The organism is Enterocloster lavalensis, assembly GCF_046603895.1.
In the GTDB taxonomy this organism is placed as follows: Bacteria; Bacillota; Clostridia; order Lachnospirales; family Lachnospiraceae; genus Enterocloster; species Enterocloster lavalensis.
The window spans coordinates 5,185,251-5,205,134 of sequence record NZ_CP176637.1 but is presented as its reverse complement, the minus strand read 5'-3'; the positions used below and the strand labels follow the sequence as shown (position 1 = coordinate 5,205,134).

At 55.9% G+C, this 19,884-nt stretch carries 17 protein-coding genes; 4 read left to right on the top strand and 13 right to left on the bottom strand.

What is annotated here, in order from left to right; all coding sequences use genetic code 11:
- Nucleotides 1–50 precede the first annotated feature (50 nt).
- The 3 genes from ACK2JC_RS23380 to rbsK all read right to left on the bottom strand — a co-directional run bounded on the left by ACK2JC_RS23380 (nucleotide 51) and on the right by rbsK (nucleotide 3,478).
- Entirely contained in the window at nucleotides 51–1,457 is a 1,407-nt protein-coding gene (locus tag ACK2JC_RS23380; RefSeq protein ID WP_107434861.1) for an ABC transporter substrate-binding protein, read from the bottom strand.
- A gap of 17 nt (nucleotides 1,458–1,474) precedes the next feature.
- Nucleotides 1,475–2,398: a dihydrodipicolinate synthase family protein gene (locus ACK2JC_RS23375; RefSeq protein WP_107434860.1), complete on the bottom strand. Its 924-nt coding sequence runs from the start codon at nucleotides 2,396–2,398 to the stop codon at nucleotides 1,475–1,477.
- 141 nt (nucleotides 2,399–2,539) lie between these two features.
- Nucleotides 2,540–3,478, bottom strand: a complete 939-nt coding sequence (gene rbsK, locus ACK2JC_RS23370) for a ribokinase (RefSeq protein WP_107434859.1) — start codon at nucleotides 3,476–3,478, stop codon at nucleotides 2,540–2,542.
- A 336-nt stretch (nucleotides 3,479–3,814) separates the two neighbouring features.
- On the opposite strand from rbsK, the gene ACK2JC_RS23365 reads away from it, so the two are divergent.
- Together ACK2JC_RS23365 and ACK2JC_RS23360 are read left to right on the top strand one after the other, a co-directional pair.
- Nucleotides 3,815–5,704, top strand: a complete 1,890-nt coding sequence (locus tag ACK2JC_RS23365; RefSeq protein WP_368271588.1) for a PfkB family carbohydrate kinase — start codon at nucleotides 3,815–3,817, stop codon at nucleotides 5,702–5,704.
- 803 nt (nucleotides 5,705–6,507) lie between these two features.
- Nucleotides 6,508–6,951, top strand: a complete 444-nt coding sequence (locus ACK2JC_RS23360) for an Hsp20/alpha crystallin family protein (RefSeq protein ID WP_118754615.1) — start codon at nucleotides 6,508–6,510, stop codon at nucleotides 6,949–6,951.
- Nucleotides 6,952–7,088: 137 nt separating this feature from the next.
- Here the strand turns inward: ACK2JC_RS23360 and ACK2JC_RS23355 are convergent, their stop codons facing one another.
- Together ACK2JC_RS23355 and ACK2JC_RS23350 are read right to left on the bottom strand one after the other, a co-directional pair.
- On the bottom strand, nucleotides 7,089–8,402 hold the full coding sequence (locus ACK2JC_RS23355) for a GHKL domain-containing protein (protein WP_368272518.1): 1,314 nt from the start codon (nucleotides 8,400–8,402) through the stop codon (nucleotides 7,089–7,091).
- A gap of 7 nt (nucleotides 8,403–8,409) precedes the next feature.
- Nucleotides 8,410–9,123, bottom strand: a complete 714-nt coding sequence (locus tag ACK2JC_RS23350; RefSeq protein WP_233460650.1) for a LytR/AlgR family response regulator transcription factor — start codon at nucleotides 9,121–9,123, stop codon at nucleotides 8,410–8,412.
- Between the two features lie 287 nt (nucleotides 9,124–9,410).
- On the opposite strand from ACK2JC_RS23350, the gene ACK2JC_RS23345 reads away from it, so the two are divergent.
- A complete protein-coding gene (locus tag ACK2JC_RS23345; protein WP_092365439.1) occupies nucleotides 9,411–10,868 on the top strand; it encodes a sodium:solute symporter in 1,458 nt (485 codons plus the stop codon).
- Between the two features lie 75 nt (nucleotides 10,869–10,943).
- Here ACK2JC_RS23345 and ACK2JC_RS23340 read toward each other — a convergent pair whose 3' ends face one another.
- The 8 genes from ACK2JC_RS23340 to ACK2JC_RS23305 form a co-directional block, all read right to left on the bottom strand.
- On the bottom strand, nucleotides 10,944–12,338 hold the full coding sequence (locus ACK2JC_RS23340; RefSeq protein ID WP_368272520.1) for a glycoside hydrolase family 1 protein: 1,395 nt from the start codon (nucleotides 12,336–12,338) through the stop codon (nucleotides 10,944–10,946).
- Complete coding sequence (locus ACK2JC_RS23335) at nucleotides 12,319–12,657, bottom strand: ROK family protein (protein ID WP_368272522.1); 339 nt, start codon at nucleotides 12,655–12,657, stop codon at nucleotides 12,319–12,321. The genes ACK2JC_RS23340 and ACK2JC_RS23335 overlap by 20 nt, the downstream gene beginning before the upstream one ends.
- A complete protein-coding gene (locus ACK2JC_RS23330) occupies nucleotides 12,638–13,249 on the bottom strand; it encodes an ROK family protein (RefSeq protein ID WP_368272524.1) in 612 nt (203 codons plus the stop codon). Before ACK2JC_RS23330 ends, ACK2JC_RS23335 begins: the two co-directional genes overlap by 20 nt.
- 134 nt (nucleotides 13,250–13,383) lie before the next feature.
- The gene (locus tag ACK2JC_RS23325) at nucleotides 13,384–14,550 is read right to left on the bottom strand and encodes a Gfo/Idh/MocA family protein (RefSeq protein ID WP_368274702.1); all 1,167 of its coding nucleotides are present in this window, start codon (nucleotides 14,548–14,550) and stop codon (nucleotides 13,384–13,386) included.
- Nucleotides 14,551–14,572: 22 nt separating this feature from the next.
- Nucleotides 14,573–15,406: a carbohydrate ABC transporter permease gene (locus ACK2JC_RS23320; protein WP_118754626.1), complete on the bottom strand. Its 834-nt coding sequence runs from the start codon at nucleotides 15,404–15,406 to the stop codon at nucleotides 14,573–14,575.
- Nucleotides 15,403–16,323 carry a carbohydrate ABC transporter permease gene (locus ACK2JC_RS23315; RefSeq protein WP_368272183.1) on the bottom strand — a complete coding sequence of 307 codons (921 nt, stop codon included), beginning with the start codon at nucleotides 16,321–16,323 and terminating at the stop codon, nucleotides 15,403–15,405. Before ACK2JC_RS23315 ends, ACK2JC_RS23320 begins: the two co-directional genes overlap by 4 nt.
- 56 nt (nucleotides 16,324–16,379) lie before the next feature.
- Entirely contained in the window at nucleotides 16,380–17,687 is a 1,308-nt protein-coding gene (locus ACK2JC_RS23310) for an ABC transporter substrate-binding protein (RefSeq protein WP_166445618.1), read from the bottom strand.
- An 18-nt stretch (nucleotides 17,688–17,705) separates the two neighbouring features.
- Nucleotides 17,706–18,734 carry a LacI family DNA-binding transcriptional regulator gene (locus ACK2JC_RS23305; protein WP_368272182.1) on the bottom strand — a complete coding sequence of 343 codons (1,029 nt, stop codon included), beginning with the start codon at nucleotides 18,732–18,734 and terminating at the stop codon, nucleotides 17,706–17,708.
- A 357-nt stretch (nucleotides 18,735–19,091) separates the two neighbouring features.
- Between ACK2JC_RS23305 and ACK2JC_RS23300 the strand changes: the two genes are divergently transcribed.
- Nucleotides 19,092–19,883, top strand: coding sequence for a VOC family protein (locus ACK2JC_RS23300; protein WP_368272181.1), 792 nt, complete (start codon nucleotides 19,092–19,094; stop codon nucleotides 19,881–19,883).
- Nucleotide 19,884 lies beyond the last annotated feature (1 nt).

The window sequence follows — 19,884 nt, the reverse complement described above, 5'->3', positions numbered from 1 at the left end:
AAACGGTTCTGCAGACCGCAGCGCCTGATTCCGACCGTCTCCGCCGCAATCTACTTGTACTGGTTAAAATCCTGCTGCAGCTGCTCCGTTGTCTGGTCCAGCGTCTCTTTCACGTCCGCGCCGCTTCGGATATCCGCGAACATATTGGCCGTGATGCTGTCAAAGGATTTCCAGCCGTAGGATGTGGGCCTCATATAGCCGTGTCCGGCCAGATTTTCCATGGCGGCCAGCTTGGTCGCGCTTCCCGGCCACACGGAGAATTCCGTATATTTGTCGTCGATCACGTTCTGGAGCAGGTCTTTTCTGGCCGGAACCTGGTTGTTGTTGAGCATCCAGATTTCTCCGCCGTCCCCGATGGTGCACCATTTCAGGAAGTCCAGAGACAGTTCCAGGTTGTCGGTAGCCTTGTTGATTCCCTGGTACCAGCTGCCGGTGGGAACCGCGATCTCGCCGCCCTCAAAGTAGGGATGGTAAATGCCCGCGATGTCGAAGTCGGCCTCTGTGGCCCGGATGGTGTTCGCCAGGTAGAACAGGCATTTTCCGCTGTAGAACAGGGCTTTAACCTCGTCGTCCGTGGTTCCCACCTGGGAAACGCCGTATTTGGTGTATAAATCCTGATAGAACTGCAGGGCCTTCACCCAGCCGTCGGTATTGAACACGCCCTCCACCGTGACGCCGTCGTCGGCAATGGCCTTCTCGCCCAGGGAATTGCCCAGAGCCAGGATCTGATAGGGGTTATTTTGCTGCCCCAGCGCGAATCCCCAATAGCCCTTGGTGTGGTCCGGATCCATTTTCTGCTGGAAATCCACGGCGATCTCAACCAGTTTTTCCCAGGTCAGGCGGTCCTCCAGATTTAAATAGCTTTCGTCAAGCTCGATTCCGGCTTCCTTCATCAAGTCTAAATTGACCATGAGCACCTGTGAGGATGAGGTGAGGGGCAGCGCTTCCAGCGTTCCCTCCACGTAGCTGGACGCTTTGTCCGCGTCGGTGAACACGTCCATATCCGCCTCGCTGACGTAGTCGTTTAACGGAAGCAGATAGTCTTTCCAGTAATAGGAAGCGATCAGGGGCTGGTCCACAAAGAACACGTCGTAGCTGTTGTCCCCCGCGCCCATTTTCACCTCGATGACCTCCATCATCTGGGTTCTGGTGTAGCTCTCCAGGGTGATGGTGGCGCCAGGGTTGTGCTCCATGTAAGCGTCCGCCAGCTTCTGGGGCACGTCCCCATAGGCGGAGTTGGTCAGCCAGGTGATGGAGCCTGAGGGCAGAGCCGCCTCGGAGCCGCCGTCGTTCCCGTTTTGCTTTTCCCCGGCATCCGCGGCCGCGGCGCTTGTCCCGGCAGCCGTGGTATCCGCCGCCTTCTCAGTCCCGGCGGACCCGTCAGCCGGTTTGGACGAACAGCCAACCGACGACAACGCTAATGTACACACCATAAGCAACGATAACCATTTTTTCATCTTTTTCCTCCTTTACCTCACAACGTTTCCATTTGTCTCAGTACGTTCTCCAATTCCTCCCGGGCCTTTGCGTCAAGCGGCGCAATGGGCGGGATGGGATTTCCCACCGCAAACCCCTGTATTTCCAGACAGGCCTTGATGCAGGCCGCCAGGTTGTACTTCTGGAATACCCGGTTCAGCTCCCAAAGCCTGGTCTGAAGCTTCATAGCCTCGTCCCACTTCCCGTCCCGACACAGTTCATACAGGCGCACGCTCTGCCGCGGAATCACGCAGGCCGGGCCCGCCATCCAGCCCACGCCGCCCAACATCATCACGAACACCGGAATGTGGGCGGAGGCGCTGAAGATCTTCAGCCGGTCCCCCAGCCGGTTGCGCAGCGTCATCAGGTTCCCCGTCACCCCCGTGGCATCCTTGTAATATTGGATATTGGGAATCCTGCACAGCGCTTCCAGGGTGTCCGCTTCCAGATTGAACTTCATAAAACGCGGGTTGTTGTACAGCACAATGGGGCAGGAAACGCTCTTTGCCACGCTGGCGTAATACTCCTCCACCTCCCTGGGTTTCACCGGAAAATATACGTCCAGGATGCTGAGAATCCCATCCACGCCCATGGCCTCAAACTCCCGGGCCTGCCTGCAGCCCTCCATGGTGTTGGAGGAGGTAACCCCTGCCACCACGGGCACCCGGTTCTGATTCTCATCCAGCACGATCTCCACAATCCGCCGTTTCTGCTCCCAGCTCAGGTAGTAGAATTCCCCCGTGCTCCCCAGAGGCGTCAGCCCGTGGACGCCGCAGCCAATCAGTTGGGAAACCATCCTGCGCAGCGGCTCCTCCAAAATCTCCCCGCGCTCCCCCACTGGCGACACGATGTAGGGAAATATACCCGAAAATCCTTCCGTCCGGCCTGCGCCGGATGTATGATCCTTTCTCTCTCGTTCCATATGTCTCCTTTACGTCCCTAAGCGCTCCGTTCCCGGGTGTCCTCTTAATCGCTCTCGGCTGCCCGCTTAAGCGCTTGGCTCCGGCTGTCCTCTTAATCACTCCCGGCTGCCCCGCTTAAGCGCTTGGCTCCGGCCGTCCTCTTAAGCGCTCCGCTCCCGGCTATCCCCGCTTAAGCGCTCCACTTCCTCCCGGTCCGGCAGGGAGCTCTGCGCTCCTTTGCGCGTCACCGCCAGGGAAGCCGCCAGATTGGCGAAGCGGATCGCCTCGTCCTCCGCCATTCCCTCAGCCAGGGCCGTGGCCAGGGCTCCGTTAAAGCAGTCCCCGGCGGCCGTGGTGTCCACGCTCTCCACCTGGCGGGCCGGATACAGGCGTTCCGTCTCACCGTCCACCAGAAGCGCGCCCTGCTCTCCCAGGGTGACCAGCACCTTCTTCACCCCTTTTTCGATCAGAAGGCGGGCCGCCCGCTTTAAATCCGTCTGGCCCACGGCTGCGATCCCGCTCAATTTGGCCAGCTCCGTCTCATTGGGCGTCAGGTAATCCACCAGGCCAAGCAGTTCGTCCGGCAGCTTGTCCGGGGCCGGGGCGGGATTGAGGATCACGGTTTTTCCCAGCTCCCGGCCTCTTCTGGCCGCGTACAAAACCGCCTCCATGGGAATCTCCATCTGCAGCACGATAATGCCGCACCACCGGAACAGCTCATCCTGCTCCCGCAAATACTGCTCGCCGCACTCCCGGTTGGCCCCCGGGATCACCACGATGCTGTTGTCCCCGTTTCTGTCCACGTAAATGACCGCCGTACCGGTGGGCAGACCGGGGCTCTGCCGCAGTCCCAAGGCATCCACCCCCGCCGCTCCAAGGCTTTCGATCTGTCGGCTCCCGAACTCATCCCGTCCCACGCAGCCCAGAATCTTCACATCTCCGCCCAGCCGGCCGCAGGCGCAGGCCTGATTCGCCCCTTTTCCGCCCATCTGATATCCCAGTCCATCCCCCAGGACGGTTTCCCCTACCGCCGGCATGGTCTCCATATGAACCGACATATCCATGTTCAGACTTCCCACAACCAATATGCCTCTGCTCATTCTTCCTCCTTTTGTGCTATTTTGTCAAGAAATCACTTTCTTAAATCATTTTTTTGTGATTTCATATTATCACAAGCTGAGATTTTGTCAAGCTTTTTGCATTATATTACAAAAAATATTTTCTTAAATAGTTTTTTTATACACATTTTTCATATGCCCTCTAACAAATATTGACAAATCCCGTTTCATATATCATAATGTGGGGAGAACTGCTATTATGATACGGCAATCTGTTACAATACACGAACAATACCTGCGGGGTATTTTTTGCCAACGGCGCACAGCGCGCCCCACGGGAACAGAGCGCCAAGGAACGACAACATTTCAGGAGGCCCTATGACAATTAAGGAAATCGCCCAGATAGCCGGTGTGTCCATATCGACTGTTTCGAAGATCGTAAACAACAAGGATGAGAACATCAACGCGGAGACCAGGAACCGTGTGTTAAAGATCGTTAAGGACTACAACTACACGCCCTACGGCACGGTCAAAAATATTTCCGAAGCCAAAACCTTCATGCTCGGCCTCCTGTTAAACGCCTCCGCCGGGAACAGCCGCTTTTTGGACAGTATTTTAAAGACCGCCCAGAAAAACGGATACAGCCTGCTGCTGTGCGACTGCATGTCCGATCCCGAACAGGAGTTAAAAAACATCACCGCCCTCTGCCGCCACAAGGTGGACGGCGTCATCTGGGAGCCCCTAAACGAAAAGAGCCTGGAATACGCCCGGTATTTTGAGAGCGAGGGCATCGAGGTATGCTTTGTCAATTCCCCGGCAGACCCCGGCAGCCGCATCGATTTCACCCGGATCGGCTACCAGGGTGCAAAGCTGCTTTTGGATTACGGCCACACCAAGCTGGGCTGTCTGACCAAAACCGGCAGCAAGCGCTCCCAGCTGGTGCTGGAGGGATTTAAAAAATGCCTGTTCGACCACGGCATCACCTACTCGGACAGCATGAATCTGCCCATCGAGCAGGACGACTGGCACGCGGGTCTGTTTTCCCACACCCCCACCGGTATCCTGAGCAGCCATTACGCTGCCTCCCTGCGCCTCATGGAGCAGCTGGCCCGGATCCACTACCGGGTCCCCGACGACCTGTCCCTGGTCAGCCTGCGGGACTGCCCGGAGGAATGCGTGCATTACCCCGGAATCTCCACCCTGCGGATTCCCTACTGCGAGTTCGGGGAATATGTCTGCGCGCAGCTGATCAGCCGCTGTGAAAAGATCGGAAACGCCCCGGGCGAATTTGTCACAGACTGCGCCCTGGAAAATATGCTGAGTCTGGGCCTTCCCTACGCCCACAGCGCCAAGAAGATCGTAGTCATCGGCAGTATCAATATCGACGTGACCTTAAACGTGGAGGAGCTGCCCCAGCCCGGCCGGACCGTGAGCACCAGCCGGCATTCCATCATCCCCGGCGGCAAGGGGGCCAACCAGGCCGTGGGCGTGGCCAGGCTGGGCAACGACGTGGCCCTGATCGGGAAGGTGGGAAGCGACTACGATTCCGCCGTGGTCTACAGCTGCATGGAGGAAAACCACGTGGACGTCCAGGGAATCAGCCGGGACCCGCGCAGCGAAACCGGAAAGGCCTACATCCACGTCCAGAACGACGGCGAGAGCACCATCACCATTTTAACCGGAGCCAACCAAAAGCTGCTCCCCCAGGATATCCGCGCTTTCAGCAGCCTGTTCGAGAACGCGGGCTACTGTCTGCTCCAGACGGAAGTCCCGGTGGAGGCGGTTCGGGAGGCGGCTGAGATCGCCCGGAAAAACGGGGTCAAAAACATTTTAAAACCGGCCGCCATCAACCGGATCACGCCGGATCTCATGCAGTATATCGATATCTTTGTGCCCAACCGCAAGGAGGCTGAGCTTTTGTGTCCGCAGATCGCGGACGTGGAGGGAAGGGCGGAGCATTTTCTGCAGATGGGAGCGGAAACTGTGATCATTACATTGGGACACCGGGGCTGTTATGTGAAGGCGCCGGACTTTACCGGGTATCTGCCTGCGGCGGATTTCACGCCGGTGGATACAACGGGGGCGGCGGATGCGTTTATCGCGGCGCTGGCAGTGTATCTCTCCGCGGGGTACGGGACGGAGAAAGCGGCGCGGATTGCAAGTTATGCGGCGGGATTCTGCGTGTCACGGCAGGGGGTGATTCCGGCATTGATTGATCGGAATTCTTTGGAGGGGGTTGTTAGGAGGATGGAGGACTGGGGATTTTGATGCATCCGTTCGTGAGAGGCGGGGACGCGGGGCTGGAGGTTCCGGATTCCGCGGTGGGAGAGTCTAAGGGGCGAGGGGCGCAAAAAGCCGGGCACCGCTCCGAGCTCCAGCGCCGGCCTGATGCCGGCCCCTCCGCCTACGCTTTACTCCGGGCGTGGAACGCCCTGCGTAATCCCGGCTTTTTCCACCCCTCGCCCCTAAGACTCTCCGAACCGCTCCACAGTCACCTCCATCCCCGCGTCCCCGCCTCTCACCCACTACGTTTTCTGCCAGCCGCCACCGCTTCTGGTGGAGGACGGAAAATTGCTGGCTGTAGGTTGCTTTGTTTCGTAAATATATTGGTGGGCGGAGGCCCTTTTTTATTTTGGGCAAGGCTTCGCGGAGCTCCTTTTGTTATGGCCGGGAATGCCAGGCCATGGCGGGGGAGGGGTTCGGGGGCGTGTGGAGGGGAGTCAATGGTGCTTAGGTACCGGCAGTGCAAAAGAAGGGGGCAAAAGCTTGCCTCAAAGCAAGCTTTTGAGTGGACCTGAACAGCGTATTCCTTCAGGAATACGGTGTGAATGTCCACGGTACCCCTTCTTTTGTGCTGTCGGGACCTTAGCAACATGACTTCCCAGAACTCGCCGCCGAACCCCTCCCCCGCCATGGGCGTACTTTCCAGCATCTCTCCCCCCCCCCCATTAAAATATAAAGAAACTCTAAACTTTCAAAAAATTAGCACTCACCTCTTGACAGTGCTAACAATCGTGCTATAATAAGGGCATGAAAAGGAAATACCGATACCAACCAAGGAGGAATTATCGATGATGCTGATACCCAGAAGAAATTATGGACTGAATTTATTTGATGAATTTTTCAATGATCCCTTCTTTACCGGAAGCCGGGAGAAGGCGGAGGAGCCTAAGAATCTGCCGGTTATGAGAACCGATATCCGCGAGAAGGACGGGAATTATCTGCTGGACGTTGAACTGCCCGGCTATTCGAAAGAAGATATCCGCATTGAGCTGAAGGACGGTTACCTGACCATCACCGCTCAGGCCAGCGTGGATAGCGACGAGCAGGCCAAGGTCAGCTATATTCACAGAGAGCGCTATACCGGCTCCTGCAAGAGAAGCTTCTATGTGGGCGAACAGCTCCGCCAGGAGGATATTCACGCAGCCTTTACCAACGGCGTGCTGCGCCTGACCGTTCCCAAGGACGCCCCCAAGGCGGTGGAGGAAGCGCCCAAGTATATCTCCATCAACTGATTACATTTTATATCAATGACATGTTAGCCACCATTATTACTCCTATCCCCCTATTCACACTTTAACATAGATGAAGCCATAGAAAAAAGGTTCTGCCAGGACGTAAGCAGAACCTTTTTCTATGGCTTCATCTTCTATTATTTGGCCTCCGGTATCGTCCGATCCATAATCTTCACCATAGCCGTAAACGTATTTTCATTGTAGCACACGTCAAACTCGTCCCCCGGCCTGCTCAAAATCCGCCGGATGCTCATCATGCCGAGGCCGCCGTCCTTTTTGCTGGAGAGAATCTTTCCGCCGCTCTGTTTGATCTGGCCGTTGTAGGAGTTTTCCACCATCATCATCATGTGGTCCTCCATCCATCGGGCCTGCAGATGGATAAACCGGTTTTCCCGCAGGCGACGGCAGGCTTCCAGGGCATTTTCCAGCAGGTTTCCGATGACGATGCAGAGCGTTAAGTCGTCCACCGGCACCCGGGCGGACAGGTCCAGCCGGGCCTCAAATTCCACGCCGTCCTGGCGGGCCCTGGCCGCGTACTCCTGCAGCAGGCCGTTGACCGACTGGTTCTGGCAGAACACCATTTCCGCCGCGGTGTCCAGCTCCCGCTGCAGATTCTGGAGGTAACGGGTCTGGTCCTCCTTGTCCATGTTCAGCAGCGCATGGATATGGTGGCGGAAATCGTGCCGGATGATGCGCACCTGCTCGATGTAGTCCAGGGTCTGGTTGTAATGCTCCCGCTGCTGGCTGATCAGCTGCCTGGCAAACCGCAGCTCCTCCTCCGTTTTCCGGCGGCCCACAATCTCCAGGGTGCTGCTGAGAATCATCACGTAGAGCACCAGGATCATGGCACACAGGGCCATAAAAAACAGCACGTCCTCCATCCCCCGCCCGGCCAGGGACCGGGGCGAGAAAATGGTGTTGATGCCGATGAACAGAATCACCAGGGACACCGACGGATAAGTGAGGAGAAGGGTGCCGGAGCGGTTGGACAGTTGGGAAAAGAGCTGTTCCACCACCGACTTGAGCCAGAAACGCACGAACAGACAGAACCCGACGGCAAAGATCAGGGACACGATCACGCCGATCTGCCCCAGGGTCAGGCCGGTCCTGCCCGCCAGCGCCCGGGCCGCGATCTCATTTAAGGGCAGGCTGAGCACGGCGAACAGCCAGGCCGATACGTACAAAAAGGCTTTCTTCAGCAGACCGCCTTTGAAGAACACCAGCAGCACCAGGAAAAACAGGCAGGAGAAAATTCCACGGAACGTCAGAAACGCCCTGGGATCGATGTGGAACACCGACTCCATGGACACCATCAGGACCCAGAGGTACGCCGAGACGGCGGCAATATTTTCTTTGTTCTTATGTTTTGGTTCCATGCACATGAAAATGGGCATCATGCGCACGGCCAGATTGATCAGGTCCTGGAAAACACTGCAGGCTTCGTCGTTCATTTTCCCCTCATTTCAGCCGGTGATGATAATAGGCGTATTTGCTCTGCTTGTAAAAATTGCGGGATACGGGCACCACCTGCCCGCCGGCCATCTGAAAACAGGATTCCTCCAGGGCCTCCACATGGTCCAGGTTCACGATATAGCTCTGGTGGCAGCGCAGAAACTGAGAAAAACCCTCCAGCTCCTCCTGCAGCTCGGACAGCTTGTGGCTGATGGTCAGAAGCTCCCCGTCGTCCAGCGCCGCGTACACCCGGTGCAGGCGGTTCTCAAAGTATACCACCTTCTCCAGCTTCAGCTGCACCGGCACCCGGTTGTGGGTCACGGTGAGCACCGCACGCCTCTCCCCCAGGTACTGGCGCAGCACCCGCTCCAGGGTGGCCTCCAGGCGCTCCGGCTCCACGGGCTTTAGCACAAAACCCGCCGCGTTGACGCTGTAGCCGTCCACCGCGGATTCCAGGGAGGAGGTGATGAACACCACCACCGGCCGCTCCACCTTCTTTTGAAGGGCACCCGCCCCCTCGATCCCGGTCATGCCGGGCATCAGCACGTCCAGCAGGTACAGATCGTACTCCTCGTCCGCCGCCAGAAGCTCCGGCATATCCTTGTATGTATCGATGCGGGCCTTCAGCCTCCGATCCCCGAAAAAGCGCGCCGCGCACGCCTCCACTTCCCTGCACTCCTCCACGGTATCGTCACAGATCGCAATTTTCAAAACGTCCATATCATTCCCCCTCTGCAAATCTGCCATGTTCCGTTCAGCTCTTTTTTCTATTTTATGTGCTGGGGCGGTATAAGTCAAGCGGCGGGGCGGAGGACACGGGAGGGAGGCGGCAAGGGCGCACCTCGGCAGCGAGGCACTCCCGGAACACCCGCGGTCTTTCCTCCCCCCAGTCCTCTCCCCAACCGTCATATTTGGTAATTTTTTTGCAGATTCGGCAGTTTTTTTCGTGCTTTTTACATGATAAACTGAGTATAACAAGACATTCAATACATATAGGAGGGGTTTGTATGGGTACTAACATTCTTGTAACCGCTATTGTAATTGTCTATCTGCTCGTCATGCTGTGGATCGGCTGGTATTCTTCCACCAAGATCTCCACCAACACCGACTTCATGGTGGCTGGGCGCAGGCTTGGCCCGCTTTTGATGGCAGGCACCCTGGCGGCCACGGAGATCGGCGGCGGCAGCTCCCTGGGCGTGGTGCAGAACGGCATGTCCGGCTTCGGCCTCAGCGCTTCCTGGTACATTACCACCATGGGCATCGCGTTCATTATCCTGAGCTTCATCGCTCCCAAGTTCCGGGCGGCAACGGTAAAGACCGTGCCCGAGTATTTCCGCAGGCGCTACGGCAAATCCTGCGGCCTGATCACCGCCATCATCATGCTGCTTCCCCTGGTGGGCCTGACCGCCGGACAGTTCATCGCCTCCGCAGTCATCCTTTCCACCATGCTGAACATCGACTACCAGGTGGCCGTGATCATCGTTGCCGTGGTTGTGACCGTTTACTCCATCATGGGCGGTCTCTGGAGCGTGACCCTGACCGACTTCGTCCAGGTGTTCCTGATCGTGATCGGCATGATCATCGCAGTTCCCTTCGCCATCAACTACGCCGGCGGCTGGGGTAATGTGACCACCAATATCCCCGAGGGCACCATGAGCCTGTTTGCGGGCTACGACCTGTTCGGAATCATTTCCCTTGTGATCATGTACACCGCAACCTTCTCCGTGGGCCAGGAAGCGGTATCCCGTTTCTACGCGGCTAAGGATGAGAAGGCGGCCAAGGGCGGCGCATGGCTGGCAGCTCTTGTGAACTTTATCTACGCCTTCATCCCCACGATCCTGGGCATCATCACCCTGGCGCTGATCAACATGGGCAAGTTCAGCTCCGATCAGTTCGCCTCCGTTGGCGCGCGCTACGCCCTGCCCGTGCTGGCCATCAACACCATGCCGGCGCTGATCTGCGGACTGCTGTTCGCGGGCATCATCTCCGCCACCATGTCCAGCTCCGACTCCGACCTTTTGGGCGCCGGGTCCATTTTCGCCAATGATATTTACAAAGCTGTGTTGAAGCCCGACGCTTCCAGCAAGTCCGTGATGCAGGTGACCAAGACCGTGATGTGCCTGGTGGGCGTGGCCTCCATGCTGATCGCCCTGTTCAACACCCAGAGCATCGTGTCCATCCTGATGTTCTGCTTCACGCTCCGGGCCGCAGGCTCCTTCTTCCCCTACGTGATGGGACATTACTGGAAGAAAGCCTCCACGGCAGGCACCATCGCCTCCCTGATCGCAGGCACCATCGTGGTGGTGTATCTGGAGCATATTTCCGGCGGAATGCTGTTCGGAATCAAGTTCAGCCAGCCCATCATTCCCGGACTGGTAGCAGGTTTCATCTGCTTCATCCTGTTCTCCTACGCTATGCCGCCCAAGGTGGAGACCACCGAGCTTGCACCGGAGGAGGACGATTAAGGCAATTCGTGCCGGTATCTGATCGCATCAACAAACCAAAAGGGTATGGTTCATCCGAGCCATACCCTTTTTACATCAGTCTGTGAATCGATTCCCGTCGGACACCTGGCGGAACCAGGCGGCGGACCGTTTGAACGACGGCCTGGCGTGGTCATTGATGTCTATGCGGATAAAACCGTACCGGTTTTTGTATGCGTTGGACCAGGACCAGCTGTCGAAAGGACACCACATATGGTAGCCGAAGCAGTTGCAGCCCTCCTCAATCGCCTTGTGCAGCCAGCGGAGGTGATCTTTGATGAACTCCACCCTGTAGCCGTCCTCCACCATGCCTTCCTCGTTCAGAAACCGCTCTTCGTCCTGAACGCCCATGCCGTTCTCCGTGACCATCCAGGGAATATTGCCGTAGTGATCCCGGATATTGATGCCGATGTCGTACAGCCCTTTTTCATAGATCTCCCAGCCCCTGGACTTGTTCATCCGGCAGTTCTCCGGCGTATAATATTCAAAATACCGGTCCGGCATAAACGTATCGGATTCCAGCGGGCGGCTGCGGTGCACGACTCTCCGGGGATGATAGTAATTGACCCCCAGGTAATCCACCGTGTTCCTGCGTATCGTCTCCAGCTCCTGCTCCGTGTGGACCGGAACCGCCTGATTCTCCTCCAATATGCGGACCAGGTCGGCCGGGTATTCCCCCTTTACCGACGGGTCCAGAAATGACCGGTTGAAGAACAGGTCCGCCGCATACGCAGCCTTGCGGTCCCGCTCGTCCTCAGGATTCCGGCAGTAAGTGGGCGTCAGGTTTAAGACAATGCCGATCTGGCCGGAACAGCCCATCTGCCGGTAAGCCTCCACCGCCATGCTGCTGGCAAGCTGGATGTAGTAGGCCACCTGCGCCGCCCGCCTGCCGTCCTGCACCAGCGGATAATGGTGGAGATACAGATATCCCTGCTCCGGCGTGATCACCGGCTCGTTGAAGGTAACCCAGCGCCTGACTTTGCCGGAAAACTCCCCATAACAGACTCTGGCGAAGGCGGCGAACGCGTCCACTGTCTCGCGGCACTCAAACCCGCCCTTTTCCATCCAGTACATCGGCATGTCAAAATGGTTCAGGCAGAGAATCGGCTCGATTCCGTTGTCCAGCAGCGCGTCTATCACCCGGTGATAGAAACCAATCCCCTTCCGGTTCACCGTGCCGTCCCGGTCCGAAATGATCCTGGCCCACTGCAGGGACGTGCGGAACGACGTGATCCCGCATTCTCTCATCATTTTAATCAGCTGCTCATAATTGTGGTAGAAGTCCGAAGTCACCTCCGGCCCTACCCCCTGGTAAAATGCCCCCGGGTCCTCCCGGTACCACTGGTCCCAGATGTTATCCTGCTTTCCATCCTCCGGGCCGCGCCCCTCGCACTGCACCGCCGAGCAGGCCCCGCCCCAGAGAAACCCTTCCTTAAACTGATATTCCTTCATTCTTTTCCTCCTCTACTCTCTGCAGCAGGGCAAACAGCGCCCCCCTAAGGTTTGAACGGTTATTGTTTCTGCTACGAACCAATTTGGGCTTTAAAAAACTGAAATTCTGTCCCGGACACAGGATATCGTTCACCTTCTCCTCAATACGCCGCGCCAGGTCCTCCCTCTCGCTGACGCCTCCGCCCAGGACAATGATCTCCGGATCAAAGGAAAACTGGATTAAAATACAGCCCAGGGCCGTGTAATAATAAAATTGATCCAGGTAAACCGCCGCCGTCCCATCCCCCTGCTCCGCCAGTTCAAACAGCTTTTTTTCCATTTATTTCCATACCAAACTGACAGATGTAGCGCTTCGCCAGGTTAACCGGGGTGTAATCAGACCACACCTCCCTGGTCCCGTCCGGCTTCTGTGCGCCCAGCGGGAAATTCGAAACCTCGCCGCAGCACAGATTTGCGCCGTAAAGCACCCGCCTGTCGTGGACCATGGCGCCCCCTATGCCGCTGCCGATGGCAATGGTTGAAAAATGGCCGGCTCCGGCAGCCTCCCCCAGCCACATCTCTCCCATGGCAAAGCATCTGGCGTCGTTTTCTATGAGAACGCTCAGGCCGCCCAAAGCCCCGGATACCATATCCCGAAACGGGATCTCATGAATATACGGCACCGCGCTGGAGCCATGTATCACGCCGTTTTTCCCGTCCACCGCCCCGGGGCAGCTGACCGCAGCCCCGCAGATGTTCCGCCTGCCTTCAAACCGCCCGTAAACCTCCGCCATCCGGGCCAGCAGCTCCTCCATACCGGACTCAGGCGTTTTGAAGCTGCCCGGCTCCCACAGCCTTCCCGCGCCGTCGCCCGCCGCATACTTCACCGATGTTCCGCCGATATCGAACAGCAGATATATTTGTTCTTCCATACCGCCTCCGCACTGCGATGTCCCCTGCGCTCCGCGCGGTTCACCGCATTTTGCAACTGTCCGCCGGTCTCCCGGCGGCCTATTGCGTCCAAATGAGAGGGCGAAATCTCTGTGCCGGATTCCGCCCTCTCCCTTTAAAGTTCCAGCGAAACCCTGCGCCCCGTCTCCGCCGAATGGTACGCCGCGTAAACCAACAGCGCTGTTTTGGCCGCCAATTCGAAACCGGACTTGGGCTGCCGGTCAAAGGCAACGCATTCCATAAAATCCTGAAGCTCGCCTGTATACCCTCTCATCAGCTCTTCCTCCAGGAATACGTTCTGCCATCCGGTTTTCGTGGTGAGTTTTTCCGTCACATAGACATTTTCCAGCCCCTGCGCCTGATCGTGATAAGCGCGCAGGCCGTCTGTTGCCGCCATATTACAGTAGTAGACGCTCTTGTTGGTATAGATTTCCACCAGATTCTTGACGCCTCCCACCACCATGTCCCCCGCCATGATTACGGCCCTGCTGCCATCCGAAAAGGTGAGCAGGACATTTGCCAGGTCCTCCACGTCCACGGCTCTCGTCTCAATAAATGCCAGCTCCTCCTCGTTCAAAACGCCGCTGACATTTCCCATGTCAGCCATCACGCTGGTGACGCGGATCTCCTCCCCGCGTTTCCTGGCCTCCTGTTCCTTCAGGTAGAGGACCGCGGACAGCGGGTGACAGCCCTGACGGATAAAGGATCCGCCTCCACTGCATTTCCAAAGCGCCGCGTGGGCCGCATGGGAGCCGTTGTGGCTCTCCTCCGCGCGCATAAACAGGATTCTGCCGTTCTGGGCGTTCAAAAACTCCAGGCTCCTCTGAAGAGCGGGCGTATAGATGTAATTCTCCGCATACATGAACTTGACGCCGCCCGCCTCAACGGCCTCCCCCAGCTCCTTAAGCTTCCTTTGGACCTCCCGGTAGGCCTTCTCCTTTGTAAAGCTCTGCGAACCGTCCGCCGGTTCAAAATATCCGGTCAGCGGCTTTTCACAGATGACATGCTTTTTGCTCTCTATGGCCGCCTTTATCATCTCCTCGTGGAGAAACGGGGGCGCAACCACGTCGATGACGTCGATCTCCGGGTCCTTTAACATTTCCCGGTAATCCGTATACACCCCGGCGATCCCGTGGGCCGCCGCAAATTCCCCTGCATTGGGAGCCAGCGAGGCGACCGCCTTCAGAACGATCTCCACGCCGTAGACCTTCTGATACGCGCATGCGTGCAGGTCCGCCGCAAAGCCGCTTCCGATTATGCCAACCACAACTCTTTTCATCATTTTACGGTTCCTTTCATCTCTATCATCCCTTCACCGCGCCGGCGCTCAACCCCCGCACCATCTGGTTTTGTGCAAGGGAGAAGAAAATCACCGCCGGGATGCTCATGAGGATGGAAGCAGCCATCAGCGGCCCCCAATGTACGCCCATCTCGTCTATAAAAAACGCCAGTCCCACGGAAATCGGGCGCATGGCCTTGCCGTCCGTCATGGTCAGGGCAAACAGGAATTCGTTCCAGGACAGGACAAACGCGTTCATGGCAACCGTAGCCAATATGGGCTTGCACATGGGAATCACGATCTCAACCAGGACGCGGAACGGGGAACAGCCGTCCACCACCGCCGCCTCCTCAACCTCAATGGGCAGATTGTCAAAATATCCTTTCAGCATCCACACCGCAACCGGCAGGCAGATGGTCAGGTACACCAGAATCAGGCCCGGGTAGGTGTTGATCATCTTTAATTCCTTGAGGATGATATAGTAGGGTATGATCACCGCCACCCGCGGCAGAACTCTTGCAAATAAAATTGTCCAGATCAGGCAGCGACTGCCCGTGAACTTGTACCGGGAGAATCCGTAAGCCGCCAGCACGCTCACCGTCATGGTGATCAACGTGGTCCCCGTGGCCAGGATCACCGTGTTTTTAAAATAATGCAGCATATTGGAGTCCCTCAGAATCTGGCCATAATGGACCCACGTCACTTCTCTGGGAATCCAGCGCGGCGGCACCTCATAAATCTGGCTCTCCGGCTTTAAGGAGGTGCTGAGACACCACAGAATGGGAAACAGGCTGAACGCGCAGATTCCGACGATCAGCAGAATCTTCACAATAACGGCCGGATGCATCCGTTTCTTCATGCTTGATTCCTCCCTTTTTTCCTGATTTGTGTGGGCGCGTAGAACAGGAAGCACACCAAAGCCGCTCCGATTAGCAGCGTGCTGGCCGCGGATGCGCCTGCGAAGTCGAACCGGGTGAATCCCAGGCGGTAAATCAACAATCCCAGAATTTCCGAGGACGTCCCCGGGCCGCCGCCGGTCAAAACAAACAACAGATCAAACGCGTTGATCGCGTTTACCACCTCGAGCACAATTACCATGGTGATCACAGATCGCAGGGAGGGAAGGGTGATATAGAAAAACTGCTGGATCCGGCTGGCGCCGTCAATGGCGCTGGATTCGTACAATTCCCCCGGGATTCCCTGAAGCCCCGCTAAAATCATCATCATCACAAACGGAAAACCCGCCCAGGTGTAAGCCGCCAGCACGGACGGCAGGGCTGTCTCGGCGGTGCTCAGCCACAGCCTGCACCAGGATTCCAGGCCCACGCTTTTAAACATTCCGTTGATGAGCCCAAAATCGCTCTGAAGCATCCACCGCCAGGAGTTGGCGGACACGATGCTGGGCACCGTCCAGGGCAGCAAAGCCAGCAGGCGCACGGCCTTCACCGGTTTTCCCTGTCCGTCCATGATAAATGCCGCCACAAATCCCATGCCTGTTCTCAGCACAACCGAGCCCACAATCCACACCACTGTATTTTTTACAATCGCCGGAAATTCCTTCAGCGATACGATCTTCTCAAAATTCCGGATCCCGTTAAACTGCGTATCAAAGGATGGCAGCGTCACCTCTGAAAATGCGAACGATATAGTCCGTATAATCGGCACGATCATCATCAATAGCACAACAACGGTACACGGTGCAACAAACTTCAGTCCTGTGCGTGCCCGCTTCTGCTGGATATCCGGATGGAACACGCCGTTGATAAAACGTTCCATGACCTACTCCTCTCTGCATTTACGCCCTGCAGTGTTAGTGCAGGGCGTCCGTCATACTATTTCAAAAGATCATTACACTGCTGGGCCATATCCTCACAGCCCTGTTCCACGGTCTTGGCTCCCTGCATGATATTCTGAAGCTCCACAATAATGATCTTCTGCATATCGGTCCACTGCGGGATGGTGGGGCTCAGACGTCCGACCATGGCGCTCTCCAGAATGGTCTGGTACAGCGGATCGTTCCAGATTCCGTAGTTGGTGGCCTCCATTCTGGCCGGTATGCGGACCGTCAGCTCACCCAGCACCTCGGGCTGCAGGAACCATTTGGCAAACTTATATGCGCCGGGAGAATTTTTAGCAGTTACCGGCACGGTGAACAGCCATCCGCCGGAGCCGGACGGAGCCTTGGGCGGTACGCAGTATCCATAATTCAGGTCCGGGTAATTGGTGTCAAACTCCACGGCGTTCTGATCTCCGCCCATCATCAGAGCTACTTTATTCTCAATGAACAGCGGCATGATATCCTTTGTCATGGTATAGTTGACCGCGCCCTCAGGAGCCACCTTCTCGGTGGTGTAAAGGCCGGTCCAGTAGCGGATTCCCTCAATGGCCTCCGGCGTGTTGAGCGTGCACTCCGTCTGATCCTCGTTCAAATAGTCTCCCCCGTAAGACCAGATCACCGGGGACAGCGTGAGGAATACGTTGGACGGATCCGCATTGCTGGCTCCGATTCCCACGCCGTACTGCTCGCCGGGAATGGTCAGTTTTTTTGCAATTTCCAGCATGTCGTCGTAGGTCCAGCCCGCCTCGGGGTAGGGAACTCCCGCCTCGTCGAACATCGTTTTATTGTAGTACATGATCGAGCTGCTGGTACGGTAGGGAAGTCCGTAATAGACGCCGTCAAACTTCCCGCCCTCAATGACCGCCGCAAAATCCGACAAATCCATGTCTTTTATCTGATCGTCCCAGGGCTGCAGCAGGTTTTTGTCCACAAGGGTTCCCATCTGCGTCACGTCCACCGCCAGGATATCGGGTCCGCCGCCGCCCAGTATGGTGGTGACCGCTTTGTCCACGTATCCGTTGACCGGAAGGGCTTCGATTGTCAGATTTACATTGGGCTCCACCGCTTTATAGGCTTCTACAATCTTGGGGATCTGATCCTCCCACCAGCTTCCCATCCAGATCGTCAGTTCCTCGGGCTCCCCCGCGGCAGCCTGAGCCTCGGTCTGCGCCTGCGTCTCCTGCTTCGGGGCAGAGCTTTCCTGTACCGGCGCGCTTCCTCCGCAGCCTGCCAGACTCAGTGCCATCACTCCCGCCAGAACAGCGCCTGCGGTTCTTGTCATTCTACCGTTCGCTAACCTCATAACCATCCTCCATTCATCTTAAATATCATAGTATCCACAAGATTCACGGATATAAAATTCCGGCTCAGCCGCAACATCCTCAAACTGGTCCTGAGGGCGTTCTCCCCTGATCTGCTCAAGCAAAATATCGATGGCGTGATGAGAAATATAGCGGAGGTCAAACCCCACCGTCGTCAGCGGGACCATGGCGCTGTCCGCAAAGCGGATGTTGTCGATGCTGGTAACAGACAAATCCTTTGGCACCATGATTCCATTTTTATAGAGAAACCGGATGATCGGTATGGCCAGCTCATCCTGCGTTATAAAAAATGCCTGCTCTGACTTTCCTTTTCTCAACAAATCTCCCAGCGCCTCGTCTCTGACCAGATGAAAATCCGTGGAGCCCAGCCAGCACGCCATATCCGGCCCCGGCGTGATTCCCGCCTCCCGCAGCGCCCTCTCATAGCCCACATACTTCGGATCCGCCATCCCGGACTCATCCTGGGCGCTGGATACATAGATCACGCTCCGATGTCCCATCTGGATCAGATGTTTCGTGGAAAGGTACGCTCCTTTGATCAGATTGGGGTATACTGCATCCAGCCGGGGCATCCTGTCAAATCCCGACAGAAGCACCACCGGGAACCCCTGGTTTCTCAGCTTCTCAAGCCTGGAAAGATTGTCTGTAAACTGTGTATTTACAATCAAGCCGTCTACCTTGTTGGAGAGCATAAGGTTGATCGCCTTCTCCTCCATCTTTAAGTCGTCGTGACTGGCAATCACGTACATTGTATATCCGTTTTGTTCCAAATACTGTTCAATATAGCGGGCCTCTGTGGTGAGCAGCAGGCTTGAAATATTTCTGAGGATCAAGCCGATGGTTCCCGTCTTTTTGAGAACCAATGCCCTGGCCATATTGTTTGATGCATAGTTTAAATCGCTGGCAACCTCCTTGACCCTCCTTCTGGTTGCCTCGCTGATCCGCGGGCTGTCCTTCAACGCAAGGGATACTGTATTAATCGAACATCCCACTTTTTCAGCAATATCCTTCAGTGTTACCTCATACATACGATCATTCCCCCATCACTGTTTGTATTATCGATAATACTATTATAACAGCGATTTTATCATTTGTTAACTCCTTTCTTTGCTATTTTCAACAAAAATAAAATAAATATTGACAAAGCATTGGGAAAATGATTATAATTCAGGTGTAAGCATTGTATTAACGTTAATATTAATCTGATGTGTTTATTATATACAGATTTTTTCGATCTTGTCAATATGTTTTATGCATATTTTTATTTTTCATCGATACCAGCCATTTTCTTATTTGTTGAAATTGTATTGAAAATATATATTATTTATCACTTTGCATTTATAAGCAGCGCGCTTATAAAAATATAAAGCACAGGAGAAAACACTATGGTAAAAGAATTTAACCACATCGGAGTCAATGTCAGGGATCTCCAGAAAACCCTCGCATTCTATTCCGAACACCTGGGGGCTAAGTTTGTAAGGGGACTCTATATTCCCGCCTCCCACACGATCGCAGCGTATGTGCAGATCGGTACCCAGATGATCGAATTTCTCAGCCCACTGTCCCCGTCGGAAAGCACCGAGTACGGAATCGCCCACATCGCTTACACTGTGGATCATATCGAGGAAGCTGCCCGCATATTGGAAGAAAAGGGTTGGCATTTCCACGTTCCGCCCAAAAAAGCCGGCTCAGGCGGCGGTAAGATCGCCTTTTTGAAGGACCCCAACGGGGCCAATGTGGAACTGATTGAACGGCTTGAATCTTTCTCCGAGCCGTCCTGGGAGCCGTCCACCGATGTGATCGAGATCGACCACGCCTCCATCTACGCCAATGATCTGCAGGCGGGCATCGACTTCTACACCAAGGACATGGAGATGGAAATGCTCCAAAACTACCACTTTGAGGACCGGAAGTTTGATATGGTCTACATGAACACCGGTAAAAATATCCTGGAGCTGCTGCACAACGAAACGCCCCACGAGGGCCCGCTCATGGGACACATCGCTTTCCGCGTCAAGGACACAAAGGCGCTGGCGGAAAAGCTGGCCGCCCAGGGTGTGGAGGTCACCACCCAGCCTCGCCTTTTGGCCACACAGAACGGTTATGTGTGCAATATCAAAGACCCTGATGGAATCGCCCTGGAGTTCATTGACCGGGTGTCGCTCTTTGAGGTATAGC

What these genes read in the sequence shown, in the direction of transcription:
- ACK2JC_RS23380 (WP_107434861.1), bottom strand. Translation starts at nt 1,457, where the DNA reads ATGAAAAAATGGTTATCGTTGCTTATGGTGTGTACATTAGCGTTGTCG.
- ACK2JC_RS23375 (WP_107434860.1), bottom strand. Translation starts at nt 2,398, where the DNA reads ATGGAACGAGAGAGAAAGGATCATACATCCGGCGCAGGCCGGACGGAA.
- rbsK (WP_107434859.1), bottom strand. Translation starts at nt 3,478, where the DNA reads ATGAGCAGAGGCATATTGGTTGTGGGAAGTCTGAACATGGATATGTCG.
- ACK2JC_RS23365 (WP_368271588.1), top strand. Translation starts at nt 3,815, where the DNA reads ATGACAATTAAGGAAATCGCCCAGATAGCCGGTGTGTCCATATCGACT.
- ACK2JC_RS23360 (WP_118754615.1), top strand. Translation starts at nt 6,508, where the DNA reads ATGATGCTGATACCCAGAAGAAATTATGGACTGAATTTATTTGATGAA.
- ACK2JC_RS23355 (WP_368272518.1), bottom strand. Translation starts at nt 8,402, where the DNA reads ATGAACGACGAAGCCTGCAGTGTTTTCCAGGACCTGATCAATCTGGCC.
- ACK2JC_RS23350 (WP_233460650.1), bottom strand. Translation starts at nt 9,123, where the DNA reads ATGGACGTTTTGAAAATTGCGATCTGTGACGATACCGTGGAGGAGTGC.
- ACK2JC_RS23345 (WP_092365439.1), top strand. Translation starts at nt 9,411, where the DNA reads ATGGGTACTAACATTCTTGTAACCGCTATTGTAATTGTCTATCTGCTC.
- ACK2JC_RS23340 (WP_368272520.1), bottom strand. Translation starts at nt 12,338, where the DNA reads ATGAAGGAATATCAGTTTAAGGAAGGGTTTCTCTGGGGCGGGGCCTGC.
- ACK2JC_RS23335 (WP_368272522.1), bottom strand. Translation starts at nt 12,657, where the DNA reads ATGGAAAAAAAGCTGTTTGAACTGGCGGAGCAGGGGGATGGGACGGCG.
- ACK2JC_RS23330 (WP_368272524.1), bottom strand. Translation starts at nt 13,249, where the DNA reads ATGGAAGAACAAATATATCTGCTGTTCGATATCGGCGGAACATCGGTG.
- ACK2JC_RS23325 (WP_368274702.1), bottom strand. Translation starts at nt 14,550, where the DNA reads ATGATGAAAAGAGTTGTGGTTGGCATAATCGGAAGCGGCTTTGCGGCG.
- ACK2JC_RS23320 (WP_118754626.1), bottom strand. Translation starts at nt 15,406, where the DNA reads ATGAAGAAACGGATGCATCCGGCCGTTATTGTGAAGATTCTGCTGATC.
- ACK2JC_RS23315 (WP_368272183.1), bottom strand. Translation starts at nt 16,323, where the DNA reads ATGGAACGTTTTATCAACGGCGTGTTCCATCCGGATATCCAGCAGAAG.
- ACK2JC_RS23310 (WP_166445618.1), bottom strand. Translation starts at nt 17,687, where the DNA reads ATGAGGTTAGCGAACGGTAGAATGACAAGAACCGCAGGCGCTGTTCTG.
- ACK2JC_RS23305 (WP_368272182.1), bottom strand. Translation starts at nt 18,734, where the DNA reads ATGTATGAGGTAACACTGAAGGATATTGCTGAAAAAGTGGGATGTTCG.
- ACK2JC_RS23300 (WP_368272181.1), top strand. Translation starts at nt 19,092, where the DNA reads ATGGTAAAAGAATTTAACCACATCGGAGTCAATGTCAGGGATCTCCAG.